Raw genomic sequence first — 15,915 nt, forward strand, 5'->3', positions numbered from 1 at the left:
CTGTACTACCCGGCCAGGGAGAGCCGCGGCACGGACCTGGCCCGGCTGCTCGCCGCGCAGGACGCCGCCGCGGCCGAGGACCCGGGCAGCCCGGTCCACGCCAGCACCGTCTTCCAGCGTGACGACATCGTCGTGCGCCTGGTCGACGTCACCGGCGACCTCGACCTCGACCCGGCGGCCTCCCTCGGCCTCAAGGGCCCCCGCAAGGCCGCCGTCCTCGAACGGCTGCTCGACGGCGCCGCCATCGGCGTCGAGGGCTCGCTGCAGACGGACCGCAACCTCAACCGGCTCCTGTCGCACGCCGACATGCTGCCCATCACCGACCGCACCGCGGCGGGCTCGTGACGGCCGGCCGCGGCCCCGGCCGCGGCCGCCCAACCCCCGTACGCCACTGCCACACCCGGAGGTAACAAGCATGCTCAAGCAGCGTCCGCGCATCGTGAACCTGAGCGAGACCGAACCCAACCGCAGGCGGGGAGGCGACCTCAGGGCCATGCTCACGCCCGCCACCGTGGGTTCCACCAGCGGCTTCATGGGGCTGGCCATCGTGCAGCCCGGCGAGCGCATCGGCGAGCACTACCACCCGTACTCCGAGGAGTTCGTGTACGTGGTCTCCGGCGCCCTCGAGGTGGACCTGGACGGCGAGACCTTCGCGCTCCGGCCCGACCAGGGGCTGCTGATCCCGATCGACATGCGGCACCGCTTCCGGAACGTCGGCGACGTGGAGGCCCGTATGGTCTTCCACCTCGGCCCGCTGGCGCCCCACCCCAGCATGGGCCACGTCGACACCGAGGAGACCGACGGCGAGGCGACCGGCGCAGGCGCCGCAACCGCCGCGGCGGGCGACCCCGTGCACGGAGCCATCGAGTGACCCGGCGCGTCGCCGTCACCGGTGTCGGGGTGGTCGCCCCGGGCGGCACCGGAGCAGCGGCGTTCTGGGACCTGCTGGCCGCGGGGCGCACCGCCACGCGCGGCATCACCCTGTTCGACCCCGCGGGCCTGCGCTCCCGCATCGCCGCCGAATGCGACTTCGACCCGCGCGAGCACGGCCTCGACCCGGACCTGTGCGAACACGCCGACCGGTACATCCAGTTCGCCGTCGTCGCCGCCCACGAGGCGGTCCGCGACTCCGGGCTCGACACCAGCCTGGACAGCGGGCGGCAGGACCCCTGGCGGGTCGCCGTCTCCCTCGGCAGCGCCGTCGGCGGCACCACCCGGCTCGAGCACGACTACGTACAGGTCAGCGGGCGCGGCTCGCGCTGGGACGTGGACCACCGGGCGGCCGACCCGCAGCTGCACCTGGCGTTCTCGCCGAGCACGCTCGCCTCGACCGTCGCCGAACAGTTCGGCGCGCGCGGCCCCGTGCAGACGGTCTCCACCGGCTGCACCTCCGGCCTCGACGCCGTCGGCTACGCCTACCACACCATCGAGGAGGGCCGGGCGGACGTCTGCATCGCCGGCGCCTCGGACTCCCCGATATCCCCGATCACCATGGCCTGCTTCGACGCCATCAAGGCGACGTCGCCCGACAACGACGACCCCGAGCACGCCTCCCGCCCCTTCGACGCCGACCGCAAGGGCTTCGTCATGGGCGAGGGCGCGGCGGTCGTCGTCCTGGAGGAGTACGAGCACGCGCGGGCCCGCGGGGCGCCGGTGTACTGCGAGATAGGCGGCTACGCCACGTACGGCAACGCCTACCACATGACCGGACTGACAGCCGAGGGACTGGAGATGGCACGGGCCATCGACGCCGCGCTGAACCAGGCGAAGCTGGATCCCACCCTCGTCGACTACGTCAACGCCCACGGCTCCGGCACCCGGCAGAACGACCGGCACGAGACCGCCGCCGTCAAGCGCTCGCTCGGCGCCCACGCGTACGGGACGCCGATGAGTTCGATCAAGTCCATGGTGGGGCACTCGCTCGGCGCGATCGGCGCGATCGAGGTCGCCGCCTGCGTGCTCGCGCTGAAGCACCAGGTCGTCCCGCCGACCGCCAACTACCAGACTCCCGACCCCGAGTGCGACCTGGACTACGTGCCGCGCACCGCCCGCCCCCGGAAGCTGCGCAACGTGCTCTCCGTCGGCAGCGGCTTCGGCGGCTTCCAGTCCGCGGTCCTCCTCACCGGGGCGGGCGGGAGGACGAGATGAGCAGCACAAGCCGCCCACCGGACGCGGTCGTCACCGGCATCGGTGTGATCGCCCCCAACGGGCAGAGCGCGGACGCCTTCTGGAAGTCCGTCCGGGAGGGCGTCGTCGCCCTGGACCGGATCAGCCGCGAGGGCTGCGACCACCTGCCGCTCAAGGTCGCCGGCGAGGTACGGGGCTTCGACGCCGCAGCCCTCATCGAGGAGCGCTTCCTCGTCCAGACCGACCGGTTCAGCCACTACGCCATGGCCGCGGCCTCGCTCGCCCTCGACGACGCCGGGTTCGGCCGGGACGCCCCCGACCGGCCCTTCGACATCGGCGTGGTGACGGCGGCGGGGTCCGGCGGCGGCGAGTTCGGCCAGCGGGAGCTGCAGAAACTGTGGGGCCAGGGCTCGAAGTTCGTGGGCCCGTACCAGTCCATCGCCTGGTTCTACGCGGCCTCCACCGGCCAGATCTCCATCCGCGGCGGCTTCAAGGGGCCCTGCGGAGTGGTCGCCAGCGACGAGGCCGGCGGCCTGGACGCCCTCGCCCACGCCGCCCGCGCCGTGCACCGCGGCACCCCGACGATGCTGGTCGGCGCGGCCGAGGCGCCCCTCGCCCCGTACTCGATGGTGTGCGAACTCGGCTACCCCGAGATCAGCACCGTCGAGGAACCGGCCCGCGCCTACCGGCCCTTCACCTCGGCGGCCTGCGGCTTCGTCCCCGCCGAGGGCGGCGCCGTGCTCGTCGTCGAGGACGCGCAGCGGGCCCGCGACCGCGGCGCGACCGTCCGGGCGAGCATCGCCGGCCACGGCGCCACGTTCACCGGCGCCTCCCGTTGGGACCTGTCCCGCGAAGGGCTCGCGCGGGCGATCCGGATCGCCCTCGACGAGGCCGGCTGCGCCCCCGAGGAGATCGACGTCGTCTTCGCCGACGCCCTGGGCGTACCGGAGGCGGACCGTGCCGAGGCGCTGGCCCTCGCCGACGCCCTGGGGGCGCACGCCGCCCGCGTGCCCGTGACCGCCCCCAAGACCGGGATCGGCCGCGGCTACTGCGCGGCCCCGGTGCTCGACACCGTGGCCGCGGTGCTCGCCATGGAGCACGGCCAGGTGCCCCCCACCCCCAACGTGTACGACATCTGCCACGACCTCGACCTGGTGATGTCCCGCGCTCGGCCCGCCGAGCTGCGCACGGCCCTCGTCCTCAGCAGGGGACTGATGGGATCCAACGCGGCGCTGGTCGTGCGCCGCGGCGGCGAATCCGCCCGGCCCGGCCGGGCGTAAAGGAGAGACGCATGACCACCACCACCGCAGTCACCGTCGACGAACTGGCCACGCTGATGAAGCAGGCGGCCGGGGTCACCGTCGACCCCCGCGAGCTGGAGCAGTCCCCGCAGACGCCGTTCTCGGTGCTCGGCGTCGACTCGCTGGGCCTGCTCGGCATCGTCGGCGAGCTGGAGAACCGGACCGGGCAGTCCCTGCCCAACGACGCCGAACGCTGCAAGACGCCCGAGGAGTTCCTCGCCCTCGTCAACGACACCCTCAGGAACGGAGCCTGACATGTCCGGCCACACCGACAACAGCATCACCATCGACGCCCCGCTCGAACTCGTCTGGGACATGACCAACGACATCGAGAACTGGCCCCGGCTCTTCAGTGAGTACGCCTCCGTCGAGGTCCTCTCCCGCGAGGGCGAGGCGACCACGTTCCGGCTGACCATGCACCCGGACGAGTCCGGCAAGGTCTGGAGCTGGGTCTCCGAGCGCACCATGGACCGTGAGAGCAGGACCGTACGCGCCCGCCGCGTCGAGACCGGTCCGTTCGCCCACATGAACATCAAGTGGGAGTACGTGGAGCTGCCCGGCGGCGTCCAGATGCGCTGGGTGCAGGACTTCGCGATGAAGCCCGACGCGCCCGTCGACGACGAGTGGATGACGGACAACATCAACCGCAACTCGCGCACGCAGATGGCCCTCATCCGCGACCGCATCGAGCAGGCCGCCCGCGACCGCCGCCAGACGGCGCCGGTCGTGCGCTGACCGCGCCCAGGGAAGGACCTCGATGCACCACACCCTGATCGTCGCCCGCATGGCGCCCGGTTCCGCGCCCGCGATCGCCGACGTGTTCGCCGACTCCGACCAGGGCGAACTGCCGCACCTGGTCGGCGTCTCCCGGCGCAGCCTCTTCCAGTTCGGCGACGTGTACCTGCACCTCATCGAGGCCGAGCAGGACCCGGCGCCCGCCATCGCGAAGCTCGCCGGCCACCCCGAGTTCCGGGGCGTCAGCGACCGGCTGGCGGCGTACGTCAGCGCGTACGACCCGCAGACCTGGCGCAGCCCCAAGGACGCCATGGCGCACCGCTTCTACAGCTGGGAGCGGGACGGCCGCCCCTAGGCGGCGCACAGAATCCCGAGGCCGCCGGCCCCGCGTCAGACGCGGAACCGGCGGCCTCGGGATGTGAGGAGGAGCCGGCTACGCCGGCACGGTGCACTCGAAGGCGTGCAGATACGCGTTGACCGGGCGGATCTCGCCGATGACGAGCCCCGCCTCCGTCAGCCGCTCCACCATGCTCTGCCGGGTGTGCTTCGCACCGCCCACGTTGAGCAGCAGCAGCAGGTCCATGGCGGTGGTGAACCGCATCGAGGGGGTGTCGTCCACCAGGTTCTCGATCACCACGACGCGTGCGCCGGGAGGCGCCGCACGCCGGACGTTGGCCAGCGCCCGGCGGGTGCTGTCGTCGTCCCACTCCAGGATGTTCTTGATGATGTACACGTCCGCCCGGACGGGGATGTCCTCCCGGCAGTCCCCGGCCAGCACCCGCACCCGCGGGGCGAGCGCCCCGCCGTCCCGCAGCCGCGGATCGGCGTTCTCCACCACGCCCGGCAGATCGAGCAGCGCGCCCTGCAGCGCCGGATGCTTCTCCAGCAGACTCGCCAGGACGTGGCCCTGCCCGCCGCCGATGTCGGCCACGGAGGACACGCCGTGCAGGTCGAGGAGTTCGGCGACGTCCTGCGCGGACTGCCGGCTCGACGTCGTCATGGCCCGGTTGAAGACGTACGCCGACTCGGGCGCCTCCTCGTGGAGGTACGGGAAGAACTCCTTCCCGTACACGCCCTCGAAGACGGTCCGGCCGTCGCGCACCGCCTCGTCCAGCTTCGGCCACACGTCCCAGGTCCACGGCTCCGTGCACCACAGGGCGATGTACCGCAGGCTGTGCGGATCGTCCTCGCGCAACAGCCGGGACATGTCCGTGTGCGCGAACAGCCCGTCGGACTGCTCCGCGAAGACGCCCTGGGAGGCCAGGGCGCGCAGCAGCCGGCGCAGGGTGTGCGGCTCGGTCTTCACCGCCGCGGCCAGGTCCTCCACGGTCGTGGGCGTGTCGCCCAGCGCGTCCGCCACGCCCAGGCGGGTGGCCGCGCGTACGGCGGCGGCGCACGCCGCCCCGAAGACGAGCTCACGCAGCCGCATGGACGGCGGCGGAGCAGGTTCGATCATCGTCATCTGTGGCCTTGCCTTTGCTTGCGCAGGGGGAGAGGAGAGAGTCGGCGGGGGTCAGCACATTCCGGCGGGCTCGGAGACCGTGCACCGGTTCCCGACGAACGCGTTGCCCTTGCCGACGTCCCGGTCGGCCAGGTCGGCCGTGCTGTTGCGCAGCACCACGTTGTCGCGGATCTCGTTCTGGTCGTTCGACGCGCCGACGAAGCTCTTGAACAGCACGATCCCGCCGGACAGCGGGGACGTTCCCACGTTGTCCACGACCCGGTTCCGCTCGATCAGCGACTCCTCGGCGCCGGTCAGCACGATGCCGGAGCCCTGCAGGAAGGGCAGCCGGGGCGTCGCCGGGCAGTGCTTGTTGTTGGCGCTGATGTCGTTGCGGCGCACGGTCGCCTCGGCGCGCGGCCGGGACTCGTCGCCCACCACGAACAGCCCCGCGCAGTTGCCCGTCGCCACGTTCCGCTCGACGGTCACGTTCCGCAGCCGCCGTACGGTGATGCCGATCCGGTTGCCGGTGATGTGGTTGCGGCTGACCGAGGCGCCGCGGGCGTCCGTGGAGCCGTGCTCCCGGTCGATGGTGTTGGCCAGGAAGATGCCGGCGTCGCCGTTGCCCCGGACGACGTTTCGGCTGAACGCGCCGCGTACGGAACGCTCCTGGCCGATGCCCCACTTGCCGTTCTTCTCGGCGACGACGTACTGCACCTTCAGCCGGTCGGTCCACGCGGACCACAGGCCACTGGACGCGAACCCGCGCAGGGTCAGCGAGCGCACGGTCACGCCGGTGACCGGGCTGCTCTCCGTCCCGGTCACGCAGACGCCATTGCCGGCCTTGGCGCAGGTGTCGTCGGCGGCCGGGGTCGTGGCGGGCACCAGGACGGTGGGCAGCACGCCGGAGCCCCGCAGGGTCAGGTTCGACGTGGTGATGCGGACGCTCTGCCGGTACGTGCCGGGGGCGAGCAGGACGGTGTCCCCGGGCTTCGCGGCGTCCACGGCCTTCTGAATGGAGGCCCCGGCCTTCACCCGGTGGACCTTCGGGACGGCGGCGAGGGGGTCGGCGGCCGTCGGGCCCGCGGCGCCGAGCAGCGTGGTCACGACGGCCGTGGCGCATGCCAGGCAGGCGATCTGTCGATTGGTCATAAGCCCGAAGTTATGAGCGCCGCCACGGCCCTGCCACCGCTGCTCCTCCAGGCGGGCACCAGGTGTCCCTCCGTCAGACGGCCGTGAACAGTTCCTCGGGCACGTCGTCGAGGACGAAACCGTTGTCGAGGCGGACGCGGAGCGTCGCCCGGAGGCCGTGCTCCTGGTGGGCGGTCCAGGCGGGTTCCAGGGCGGCGAGCTCCTCCGCGAGGCGCTCCCGGCTGGCCGGGGGCATCTGCGCGCCGAAGGAGTCCAGGAGCGACTTCAGGCGCTCGTACTCGCGGACCTCCTGGCTCGGCTCCGGGCGCCGGCCCCCGTCCACGTGCTCGACCGTGCCCTCGGCGCCGGCCGCCAGGGACAGGGAGCCCGCGAACGGCGCCGCGCCCGACGTGTCCCGGGCCGGGACCAGCGATCCGGCCAGCCTGAGTTCCGCCGCCAGCCTCACGCGCCGGCCCGCTTCGAGCGTCATCGGTCCCTCGTCCCTCGTGTCGTACGGCCGCCATTATCGCGTCGCGGCTCGTCCCCGAGCGCCCCGCCCCCACGCCGGAGTGACCCCTGTGGCCCCCGTGGCCGTGCGGGGAGCGGCGGGCCGCAGCAGCATCGAGGTGACCCCTGGAACCCTACGGAGGCTGCCGTGACGACAGGTTGGGAACCCCGCCCCCCGGACGGCCGCGACAGCGGCGAGTGGCGGCCGGCCCTGGACGTGCCCGCACCGGCGCAGCAGCGGCGGTGGACGGTGCTGCTGCGCTGGCTGCTGCTCCTGCCCCAGTTCATCGCCGTGTTCGTGCTGTCCTTCGTGTCGTTCTTCGTCGCGATCGTGGGCTGGTTCGCCGCGCTGGTGCTCGGTCGGCTGCCCGACGGGATCGCGGACTTCCTCGGCGGCGTCCTCGCCTACCAGACCCGCGTCTCGGCCAGCGCGGCCCTGCTCGTCGACCGCTACCCGCCGTTCGCCTTCGACGACCCCGAATACCCGGTGCAGATCGAGCTGCGCCGCACCCCGCTGAACCGTCTGGCGGTGTTCTTCCGGCTGATCCTGGTGATCCCGGCGGCGATCATCAGCGGCCTCGCGGTGTCCGGCTGGTTCGCGATCTGCTGGGTGTTCTGGCTGATCGGCATCATCCTGGGCCGCCTGCCCGACCCGGTCTTCGGCGCGACGGCGGCCGTCCTGCGCTACCGGATGCGGCTCGCCGCCTACATGTACCTGCTGACGCCCGTGTACCCCAAGGGCATCCTCGGCGACGAGGCCGGCCCCGCCGCGCTCCAGGCGCCCTCCGCGACGCGTCCGCTCGTCCTCGGCACCGGCGCGAAGGTGCTGGTCTGGGTCTTCCTGGCGCTCGGCCTCGCCGGCCAGCTGACCTCGGGCATGGTCGACTACGACACCGACGACGCCGACTACAAGTACGCGCCCGTCGTACCGGCCGACCGCTGGTGACTCAGGTCGACACCCGGTCCTGCAGCGTGGCCTGCCAGGCGGGCCCGGGCAGCTCGGGCCCGCTCTCGGCCCGGCGGCCGCCGCGGGCGAAGAAGTCGGCCAGCGGCAGCAGCGCCGCGCCGACCGTGACCGCCTCCGGGCCAAGCGTCCCGAGGCCGATGGCGGTGCGGCTGGCCGGGTAGCGCAGCGCGTACTCCTGCGCGTGCCGCCGTACGGCCGTGAGGAACCGCTCGCCGAGCTGGAGGCCGGCCCAGCCGCCGACGAGGATGCGTTCGGGCTGGAACAGGTTGATCAGATCGGCGAAGCCGGCGCCGAGGTACTCGGCCGTCTCCGCCAGGACGGAGACGGCCGTCGCGTCGGCCTCCGCTTCCCCCGCGGGCGGGTAAGCGGCGGCCAGCAGCGCGGTCAGCGCGGTCTCCTCGTCCGCCCCGGCCGGCGGCCGCCCGCCCGCCTCCCGCCAGCGCTCCAGCAGCGCCTCGGCCCCCGCGTACGCCTCCAGACAGCCCTGGGAACCGCAGCGGCAGCGCCGGCCCCGGACCCGTACCGTCATGTGGCCCCACTCCAGCGCGCGCACATGACCCCAGTCCAGGGCGCTGCCCGGACCCAGCGGGTCGTCGGCGACACAGGCGCCGACGCCGGAGCCGAACAGCACCACGACCGCGCTGCGCGCGCCCCGCCCCGCGCCGAACCACATCTCGGCCTGGCCGAGCGTGCGGGCGCCGTTGTCGATCCAGTACGGCACCGAGTCCGGCAGGTCGACCGCCTCGCGCAGCAGCCGCTCCAGCGGGACGGCGTCCCAGCCGATCGTCTGACCGTGCACCACCGCGCCGTCCTCGGGCGTCCGGGCGACGATGCCGGGGACGCCGACCCCGACGCCGAGCAGCCGCTCGGTGGGCACGCCGGCGGTGTCCAGGACCTCCGTGATGCCCTCGCGCAGATGGTCGACGACGAGCCCGACGTCGTACCGTGCGGTCCGCGGTCCGGTGCTCGCCAACGGGCGCTCGGTGCGGGCCAGTTCGGTGAGCGTGAGGTCGAAGAGCTCGATCCGCAGCCGCGTCTCGCCGATGTCGACGCCGATCATGCAGCCGGCGCCGGGGGAGACGCGCAGCAGCGTGCGGGGGCGGCCGCCCGCCGAGTCGACGCTGCCGGCCTCCTCGACGAGGCCCTCGGCGACCAGTTCGGCGACCACGTTGCTGATCGACCCCGAACTGAGCCCCGTCGCCGGGCCGAGCATGAGGCGGCTCATCGGCCCCTCGAAGTACAACCTGCGCAGCACGGCGGTGCGGTTCTCGCGTCGCAGATCACGTACCGTGCGGCCACTCTTCGCGTGCACTTTGGTCCCCGTCTGTCGAAGTGGTTCGTTGCAACATACCCGGAGAGCAGGCCTTGACGCTCCCTTCTCATGGGGTTTAACTCACATCCTAAATTAAGCCGACGGGGGCGGGCGAGCCGACCGAGAGCCCGGCCCCGGCACTCGCGTCGTCCCCCGGAAGGGCCCACGAGCCATGCGCAGAACCAGAGCCGCTGTCACCGGAGTCGTCACCCTCTCCCTCCTCCTCACGGCCACCGCCTGCGCCGGCGGGGAGGAGGACGGCGGCGGGGCGAAGAAAACCCTCACGTACTGGGCCTCCAACCAGGGACCGAACCTCGAGGCCGACAAGAAGATCCTGCAGCCCGAACTCGACAGGTTCGAGAAGGAGACCGGCATCAAGGTCGAACTGGAGGTGATCCCGTGGTCCGACCTGCTCAACCGGATCCTCACCGCGACCACCTCAGGCCAGGGCCCCGACGTCCTCAACATCGGCAACACCTGGACCGCCTCCCTCCAGGCGAGCGGGGCCCTGGTGCCCTGGGACGAGGGCACCTTCGGCAAGATCGGCGGCAAGGACCGCTTCGTCGCCTCCGCGCTCGGCTCCACCGGCGCCCAGGGCCAGGACCCGGCCGCCGTCCCGCTCTACTCCATGGCCTACGCGCTCTACTACAACAAGAAGATGTTCCGGGAAGCCGGCATAACGAAGCCCCCGGCCACCTGGGACGAGGTGATCGCCACCGGGAAGAAGATCAGCAAGGACGGCAAGTGGGGCATCGGCGTCGAGGGCGCCAACCTCGCCGAGAACATCCACCACGTCTTCGTCCTCGGCAAGCAGCACGGCGCCGACTTCTTCACCACCGACGGCAAGGCCGACTTCACCTCCGACGGAGCCGTCGCCGCCGTCAAGCAGTACGTCGACCTCATGGCCGACGCCAAGATCGTCGCCCCCGGCAACGCCGAGTACGCCCAGAACCAGTCCCTCAGCGACTTCGCCAAGAGCCGCACCGCCATGGTCCTGTGGCAGACCCCGCAGCAGACCTTCGCCGCCCAGGGCATGAAGGAGGACGAGTGGGGCGTCGTGCCGGCGCCCGTCGCCTCCGGCGCCCCCGGCGCCGACAGGCAGACCAACTCCATGGTCGCCGGCATCAACCTGGCCGTCTTCAAGAACACCGAGAACCTCGACGGCGCCATGAAGTTCGTGAAGTTCATGACCGGCGACCAGGAGCAGATCACGCTCAACAAGGCCTACGGCTCCGTCCCGCCCGTCAAGAGCGCGCTCCAGGACAAGGCCTTCTCCGGCCCCTCCCTCACCGTCATCCGCGACACGCTCGGCAAGAGCGCCGCCGCCCTCCCACAGGTCCCGGAGGAGTCCCAGTTCGAGACCGTCGTCGGCACCGCGGTCAAGGAGCTCTTCGCCGACGCCGCCGCCGGCCGCCCGGTCACCACCGAGTCCGTACGCGCCAAGCTCGACAAGGCCCAGCAGCAGATGCCGAAGAAGTAGGCCGTCCCTCCCATGACGAAGACCGCCGCCGCTCCGGCGAACGCGAGCCCGGGTCCCAGCACGCCCGCGGTGCGCAGCGCGGCACCCGGAGAGGCGCCCGCAGCACGCCGCTCCGGGCGCCGCCGCCTCGCACTGCCGTACCTGCTGCTCCTGCCCGCGCTGCTCCTCGAACTCCTCGTCCATCTCGTCCCGATGCTGATGGGCATCGGCATGAGCTTCAAGCAGCTCACCCAGTTCTTCATCGCCAACTGGTCGCAGGCGCCCTGGACCGGGCTCGACAACTACTCCGTCGCGATCGACTTCGACGCCCCCCTCGGGGAGGCGCTGCTGAAGTCCTTCCTCACCACCTGCCTGTTCACCGTGCTGTCGGTGGGCCTGTGCTGGCTGCTCGGCACCGCCGCCGCCGTGCTCCTCCAGGAGAACTTCCGCGGCCGGGGCCTGCTGCGCACCCTGTTCCTCGTCCCGTACGCGCTGCCCGTCTACGCCGCCGTCATCACGTGGGCGTTCATGTTCCAGCACGACAACGGCGTGATCAACCACGTGCTGCACGACCAGCTCGGCATCGGCGACAGCCCCGCCTTCTGGCTCATCGGCGACAACAGCTTCTGGGCGCTGCTCACCGTCTCCGTCTGGAAGGGCTGGCCGTTCGCCTTCCTCACCGTGACCGCCGGCCTCCAGACCGTCCCCCGGGAAATGTACGAGGCCGCCGCGCTCGACGGGGCCGGAGTGTGGCGGCAGATCCGGCACATCACCCTGCCGTTCCTGCGCCCGGTCAACCAGGTCCTCGTCCTGGTCCTGTTCCTGTGGACCTTCAACGACTTCAACACACCGTTCGTCCTCTTCGGCAGGGCCGCCCCCGAGGCCGCGGACCTGATCTCCCTGCACATCTACCAGTCGTCCTTCCAGACCTGGAACTTCGGCGCCGGCTCGGCCATGTCCGTCCTGCTCCTGCTGTTCCTCCTCGTCGTCACGGGCGCCTACCTCCTGCTCACCACCCGCGGAAGGAGGACCCCCGATGTCTGACCGCTCGCCGACGGCCCCGCCCCCCTCGTTCCTCTGGACCCGCCGGATCGTCCTCGCCCTGCTCACGGCCTTCGTCCTGCTGCCGGTGTACGTGATGGTCTCCAGCTCCCTGAAGTCCCTCCAGGACGTCTCGGGGGAGTTCCGGTGGATCCCGTCCGGGCTCACCCTGCGCCCGTACGCGGACATCTGGAGGACCGTCCCGCTCGCCGACTACTTCGTGAACTCGATCATCGTGTCGGTCGCCGCGACCGTCTTCTCGGTCACGGTCGCGATCTTCGCCGCGTACGCCGTCAGCCGCCACGACTTCCGCGGCAAGCGGGTCTTCACGGTGACGGTGCTGTCCACGCAGATGTTCCCCGGCATCCTCTTCCTGCTGCCGCTGTTCCTCCTCTACGTCAACGTCGGCAACGCCACCGGCATCGCCCTGTTCGGCTCCCGCGAGGGCCTGATCCTCACCTACCTGACCTTCTCGCTGCCGTTCTCGATCTGGATGCTCACCGGGTACTTCGACTCGATCCCGCGCGAACTCGACGAGGCCGCCAAGGTCGACGGCTGCGGACCGGTCCACGCGCTGTTCCGCGTGATCGTGCCCGCCGCCGTCCCGGGCATCGTCGCGGTCGCCGTCTACGCCTTCATGACAGCCTGGGGCGAGGTCCTGTTCGCCTCCGTCATGACCGACGACTCCACCCGCACCCTCGCCGTAGGCCTCCAGAGCTACGCGGGCCAGACCGACGTGTACTGGAACCAGGTCATGGCCGCCTCCCTCGTGGTCAGCGTCCCCGTCGTCGCGGGCTTCCTCTTCCTCCAGCGCTACCTCGTCGCCGGCTTCACGGCGGGCGCGGTCAAGTGACGATCCCTCACCTCAGGACTTCTGAAAGGCACTTCGTGTCCGACACCGGAACCGTCCGCTCAGCCCCCGCGCTGCCGCTGGACGTCGCCGCCTTCCCGCCCGGCTTCGCCTGGGGCACGGCCACCTCCGCGTACCAGATCGAGGGCGCCGTCACCGAGGACGGCCGCGCCCCCTCCATCTGGGACACCTTCTCCCACACCCCCGGAGCGGTCGAGAACGGCGACCACGGCGACACGGCCTGCGACCACTACCACCGCTGGCCCGAGGACCTCGCCCTGATGCGGGAACTGGGCGCCGACGCCTATCGGATGTCGATCGCCTGGCCCCGCGTCGTCCCCGGCGGCGACGGCCCCGTCAACGCCGCCGGCCTGGACTTCTACGACCGCCTCGTCGACGCGCTCCTCGACGCCGGCATCACCCCCAACGTCACCCTCTACCACTGGGACCTCCCGCAGGCCCTGCAGGACCGCGCCGAGGCGAGCCGAGGTGGCTGGACCGAACGCGGCACCGCAGAACACTTCGCCCGCTACGCCTCCGTCGTCGCCGAACGCCTCGGCGACCGCGTCACCCGCTGGGCCACGCTCAACGAACCGCTCTGCTCCGCCTGGATCGGCCACCTCGAAGGCCGCATGGCCCCCGGCCACACCGACCTCACTGCCGCCGTGCGCGCCTCGTACCACCTGCTGCTCGGCCACGGCCTCGCCGCCGCCGCGGTACGGGCCGCCGCCCCCGGCGCCCAGGTCGGCCTCGTCACCAACCACTCCACCGTCGAACCCGCCTCCACCCGCCCCGAGGACCTCGCGGCCGCCGCCCGCGCCGACGGCCACACCAACCGCTGGTGGCTCGACCCGGTGTACGGCCGCGGCTTCCCCACCGACATGCGCGAGCTGTACGGCGTCGAACTCCCCGAACGCGCCGGGGACATGGAGCTGATCGCCGGCCCGGTCGACTGGCACGGCCTCAACTACTACTTCCCGGTGACCGTCGCCGACGACCCCGACGGCCCCGTCCCCCACGCCCGCGAGGTCCGCCGCCCCGACCTGCCGCACACCGGCATGGACTGGCCCGTCGACGCCGCCGGCCTGGAGGCCCTGCTGATGCGGCTCACCGAGGAGTACGGCGCCCGCCGCCTGTACGTCACCGAGAACGGTTCCGCCTTCCCCGACACCGTCGGCCCGGACGGCCACGTCCACGACCCCGACCGCGCCCGCTACCTGGAGCGGCACCTCGCGGCCTGCGCCCGCGCCCTGCGCAAGGGCGCCCCGCTGGCCGGCTACTACGCCTGGTCCCTGCTGGACAACTTCGAATGGGCGTACGGCTACGACAAGCGCTTCGGCCTCGTGCACGTCGACTACGCGACGCAGCGGCGGACGGTGAAGACCAGCGGCCGCCGGTACGCGGACATCATCCGCGCCCACCGCGCCGCGACGAAGGACCGCACGTCCTAGGAGTCCTACTCCGGCCGGCGGCACAGGAACGCGCCGTCACCCCAGGGGAATGACCGGCCGGACAAGAGTGCCGCGTGTGTGCGGGCGACCGGAGACGAACGCGCTCTGTTCCGGGTCACGGTACGCGCTCGCCTGGAGCAGCCACTGCCCGAACCAGGGCTCCCCGCCGCACGCGGCCCCGCCGCCGTCCGCCCCGCGCACCTCGCGGCGGTCGGCCGTGAGCTCCCATTTGTAGGAGTCCTGGGCCATGTACAGGCCGGACAGCCCAGGCTCGTCGCCCGCGAGGCGAATCCCGTCGGGCGTCACGAAGACCTCGTCCTGCTTCATCCACCGCGTCGGCATGCGATCTCCCCAGGGGAACAGGGTGCGAGCCCCGAGCGCATAAGCGTGCTCCCACTCGTCGGGAGTCGGCAACCGCCGCCCGGAGCACGCCAGTTCAGCGTCGACGCCCTCGTACGTGACGTGGGTCACAAGCCAGGCGGCCGTGGGCTTCCCCTCGGTGTCGAAGCGCACCCGCCCGCAGGTCCGGGTGTCGTCGTCGGCCAGTCCGAAGTCGCCGAAGAGCGCCTGAAGCCCGGGCTTCCACCTGTCGACGAGCGGCACGATCGTCGGATGGTCGAACGCGGCCGCGCGCACGCCGGCCTCATGGGCACGGGGAGCCGCCAGAAACGCCTTCAGGGGCACCGTACGGGGCCGCGAGGTGAGTTTGTCGATATGTGCCCTGACCTCTTCGACGGTCCCTTCGGCCCACTCGGCCCGGGCCTCGTCCCGATCGTCCTCCACGACGTCGGCGTACTCGGGGAACGGATCCAGCGCCTGATAACTCCCCAGATACGAGAGCACCTCGTCATCGGTCGGCGCCCAGCCCGCGCCGTCGAAGCCGAGCCGTGCCTCGCCGCCGGGGACGAGGACGAACGGCTCCCCGCCGACCTCGATCACGGCGTTGAACGCCGCCCGCCCGCCCCACAGCCGACGACGAACGGAACGGACCACACCCCCCGCCTGCCGCGCGGCGGCCTCGGCGACCCCCACGGCCTTCGCGTGGTCGAACCGCATCCACTCGTCGAGCGAGACCTCGCTGATCGACATGGCGTTCACGAGGCCTTCGGCAGTCGGATCACCGCGGAACCGCGCGCCAGGTCCACCTCGGTGCGATTCGGCGGGGCGCCGTCCTCGTCGTCGTCGCGCAGCATCAGGACCGACTGGCGCTCCTTGAGTTCGTGCTGCTTGCCCGCCGAGAAGGTGGCGTGCAACTGCTCGAAGCCGGTCGCGGAAACCTGCCCCTGGCGGACACTCGTCCGCCAGGGCAGCAGCCCGCCGCGGCCGGCCTGCAGCAGCACTTGGTCGACCAGCGCGAGCGCGGTGAGCAGCAGCACCAGCCCCGGCAGTGTCATGAAGACGAGGAACCCCATCCGGCCAGTATCGCCGCCCGCGCCGCAGAACACAGCGGGCCCGGAGATCTTCGTCCTCGCCGCCCTTGCTACGCTGCGAGCGCGTCCCGTGGGGGAAGTCCGGTGAGAGTCCGGCGCTGACCCGCAACGGTGTGTACGAGCGTCAGAGCAGCACAGACGTGCCGTACGAGCCCGATCGCCC

17 protein-coding genes, 1 pseudogene and 1 riboswitch are annotated in these 15,915 nt (G+C 71.9%); of the genes and pseudogenes, 12 read left to right on the forward strand and 6 right to left on the reverse strand.

Features of this window, described 5'->3' with window-relative positions; all coding sequences use genetic code 11:
- The 7 genes and pseudogenes from ACGFMM_RS30605 to ACGFMM_RS30635 all read left to right on the forward strand — a co-directional run.
- Positions 1-345 (forward strand): annotated as a pseudogene (locus ACGFMM_RS30605) (TcmI family type II polyketide cyclase); the annotation flags it as partial.
- Positions 346-415: 70 nt separating this feature from the next.
- Positions 416-871, forward strand: a complete 456-nt coding sequence (locus tag ACGFMM_RS30610) for a cupin domain-containing protein (protein WP_393649727.1) — start codon at positions 416-418, stop codon at positions 869-871.
- Complete coding sequence (locus ACGFMM_RS30615; protein ID WP_393649728.1) at positions 868-2,148, forward strand: beta-ketoacyl-[acyl-carrier-protein] synthase family protein; 1,281 nt, start codon at positions 868-870, stop codon at positions 2,146-2,148. Before ACGFMM_RS30610 ends, ACGFMM_RS30615 begins: the two co-directional genes overlap by 4 nt.
- Positions 2,145-3,407: a beta-ketoacyl synthase N-terminal-like domain-containing protein gene (locus ACGFMM_RS30620; RefSeq protein ID WP_393649729.1), complete on the forward strand. Its 1,263-nt coding sequence runs from the start codon at positions 2,145-2,147 to the stop codon at positions 3,405-3,407. Before ACGFMM_RS30615 ends, ACGFMM_RS30620 begins: the two co-directional genes overlap by 4 nt.
- 11 nt (positions 3,408-3,418) lie before the next feature.
- Entirely contained in the window at positions 3,419-3,682 is a 264-nt protein-coding gene (locus tag ACGFMM_RS30625) for an acyl carrier protein (RefSeq protein WP_393649730.1), read from the forward strand.
- Between the two features lies 1 nt (position 3,683).
- Entirely contained in the window at positions 3,684-4,163 is a 480-nt protein-coding gene (locus ACGFMM_RS30630; RefSeq protein ID WP_393649731.1) for an SRPBCC family protein, read from the forward strand.
- Between the two features lie 22 nt (positions 4,164-4,185).
- Entirely contained in the window at positions 4,186-4,518 is a 333-nt protein-coding gene (locus ACGFMM_RS30635; protein WP_393649732.1) for a TcmI family type II polyketide cyclase, read from the forward strand.
- A 78-nt stretch (positions 4,519-4,596) separates the two neighbouring features.
- On the opposite strand, the gene ACGFMM_RS30640 is transcribed toward ACGFMM_RS30635, so the two are convergent.
- The 3 genes from ACGFMM_RS30640 to ACGFMM_RS30650 all read right to left on the reverse strand — a co-directional run bounded on the left by ACGFMM_RS30640 (position 4,597) and on the right by ACGFMM_RS30650 (position 7,225).
- Entirely contained in the window at positions 4,597-5,625 is a 1,029-nt protein-coding gene (locus ACGFMM_RS30640; protein ID WP_393649733.1) for a methyltransferase, read from the reverse strand.
- A 51-nt stretch (positions 5,626-5,676) separates the two neighbouring features.
- The gene (locus tag ACGFMM_RS30645; RefSeq protein ID WP_393649734.1) at positions 5,677-6,756 is read right to left on the reverse strand and encodes a nitrous oxide reductase family maturation protein NosD; all 1,080 of its coding nucleotides are present in this window, start codon (positions 6,754-6,756) and stop codon (positions 5,677-5,679) included.
- 73 nt (positions 6,757-6,829) lie between these two features.
- Entirely contained in the window at positions 6,830-7,225 is a 396-nt protein-coding gene (locus ACGFMM_RS30650; RefSeq protein WP_393649735.1) for a hypothetical protein, read from the reverse strand.
- A gap of 165 nt (positions 7,226-7,390) precedes the next feature.
- Here ACGFMM_RS30650 and ACGFMM_RS30655 point away from each other — a divergent pair, with 165 nt between their 5' ends.
- A complete protein-coding gene (locus ACGFMM_RS30655) occupies positions 7,391-8,188 on the forward strand; it encodes a DUF4389 domain-containing protein (protein WP_393649736.1) in 798 nt (265 codons plus the stop codon).
- 1 nt (position 8,189) lies between these two features.
- On the opposite strand, the gene ACGFMM_RS30660 is transcribed toward ACGFMM_RS30655, so the two are convergent.
- Positions 8,190-9,521, reverse strand: coding sequence for an ROK family protein (locus ACGFMM_RS30660; RefSeq protein WP_393649737.1), 1,332 nt, complete (start codon positions 9,519-9,521; stop codon positions 8,190-8,192).
- A 172-nt stretch (positions 9,522-9,693) separates the two neighbouring features.
- Here ACGFMM_RS30660 and ACGFMM_RS30665 point away from each other — a divergent pair, with 172 nt between their 5' ends.
- The 4 genes from ACGFMM_RS30665 (at position 9,694) to ACGFMM_RS30680 (ending at position 14,322) form a co-directional block, all read left to right on the forward strand.
- The gene (locus ACGFMM_RS30665) at positions 9,694-11,001 is read left to right on the forward strand and encodes an ABC transporter substrate-binding protein (protein ID WP_393649738.1); all 1,308 of its coding nucleotides are present in this window, start codon (positions 9,694-9,696) and stop codon (positions 10,999-11,001) included.
- Positions 11,002-11,013: 12 nt separating this feature from the next.
- The gene (locus ACGFMM_RS30670) at positions 11,014-12,024 is read left to right on the forward strand and encodes a carbohydrate ABC transporter permease (protein WP_393649739.1); all 1,011 of its coding nucleotides are present in this window, start codon (positions 11,014-11,016) and stop codon (positions 12,022-12,024) included.
- Positions 12,017-12,874 (forward strand): carbohydrate ABC transporter permease, encoded by an 858-nt coding sequence (locus ACGFMM_RS30675; protein WP_393649740.1) that lies wholly within the window; start codon positions 12,017-12,019, stop codon positions 12,872-12,874. The genes ACGFMM_RS30670 and ACGFMM_RS30675 overlap by 8 nt, the downstream gene beginning before the upstream one ends.
- Positions 12,875-12,945: 71 nt before the next feature.
- On the forward strand, positions 12,946-14,322 hold the full coding sequence (locus ACGFMM_RS30680) for a GH1 family beta-glucosidase (protein ID WP_393649856.1): 1,377 nt from the start codon (positions 12,946-12,948) through the stop codon (positions 14,320-14,322).
- A gap of 36 nt (positions 14,323-14,358) precedes the next feature.
- On the opposite strand, the gene ACGFMM_RS30685 is transcribed toward ACGFMM_RS30680, so the two are convergent.
- Both ACGFMM_RS30685 and ACGFMM_RS30690 read right to left on the reverse strand, forming a co-directional pair.
- Entirely contained in the window at positions 14,359-15,411 is a 1,053-nt protein-coding gene (locus ACGFMM_RS30685) for an SUMF1/EgtB/PvdO family nonheme iron enzyme (protein ID WP_393649741.1), read from the reverse strand.
- Between the two features lie 5 nt (positions 15,412-15,416).
- The gene (locus ACGFMM_RS30690) at positions 15,417-15,734 is read right to left on the reverse strand and encodes a DUF6191 domain-containing protein (protein ID WP_393649742.1); all 318 of its coding nucleotides are present in this window, start codon (positions 15,732-15,734) and stop codon (positions 15,417-15,419) included.
- A gap of 91 nt (positions 15,735-15,825) precedes the next feature.
- Positions 15,826-15,915: riboswitch (cobalamin riboswitch) on the forward strand.

Source organism: Streptomyces sp. NPDC048604, from assembly GCF_043199435.1.
In the GTDB taxonomy this organism is placed as follows: domain Bacteria; phylum Actinomycetota; class Actinomycetes; order Streptomycetales; family Streptomycetaceae; genus Streptomyces.

Coding starts and splice junctions, on each gene's coding strand:
- ACGFMM_RS30610 (WP_393649727.1), top strand. CDS start 416: ATGCTCAAGCAGCGTCCGCGCATCGTGAACCTGAGCGAGACCGAACCC.
- ACGFMM_RS30620 (WP_393649729.1), top strand. CDS start 2,145: ATGAGCAGCACAAGCCGCCCACCGGACGCGGTCGTCACCGGCATCGGT.
- ACGFMM_RS30625 (WP_393649730.1), top strand. CDS start 3,419: ATGACCACCACCACCGCAGTCACCGTCGACGAACTGGCCACGCTGATG.
- ACGFMM_RS30630 (WP_393649731.1), top strand. CDS start 3,684: ATGTCCGGCCACACCGACAACAGCATCACCATCGACGCCCCGCTCGAA.
- ACGFMM_RS30635 (WP_393649732.1), top strand. CDS start 4,186: ATGCACCACACCCTGATCGTCGCCCGCATGGCGCCCGGTTCCGCGCCC.
- ACGFMM_RS30640 (WP_393649733.1), bottom strand. CDS start 5,625: ATGACGATGATCGAACCTGCTCCGCCGCCGTCCATGCGGCTGCGTGAG.
- ACGFMM_RS30645 (WP_393649734.1), bottom strand. CDS start 6,756: ATGACCAATCGACAGATCGCCTGCCTGGCATGCGCCACGGCCGTCGTG.
- ACGFMM_RS30650 (WP_393649735.1), bottom strand. CDS start 7,225: ATGACGCTCGAAGCGGGCCGGCGCGTGAGGCTGGCGGCGGAACTCAGG.
- ACGFMM_RS30665 (WP_393649738.1), top strand. CDS start 9,694: ATGCGCAGAACCAGAGCCGCTGTCACCGGAGTCGTCACCCTCTCCCTC.
- ACGFMM_RS30670 (WP_393649739.1), top strand. CDS start 11,014: ATGACGAAGACCGCCGCCGCTCCGGCGAACGCGAGCCCGGGTCCCAGC.
- ACGFMM_RS30675 (WP_393649740.1), top strand. CDS start 12,017: ATGTCTGACCGCTCGCCGACGGCCCCGCCCCCCTCGTTCCTCTGGACC.
- ACGFMM_RS30685 (WP_393649741.1), bottom strand. CDS start 15,411: ATGTCGATCAGCGAGGTCTCGCTCGACGAGTGGATGCGGTTCGACCAC.
- ACGFMM_RS30690 (WP_393649742.1), bottom strand. CDS start 15,734: ATGGGGTTCCTCGTCTTCATGACACTGCCGGGGCTGGTGCTGCTGCTC.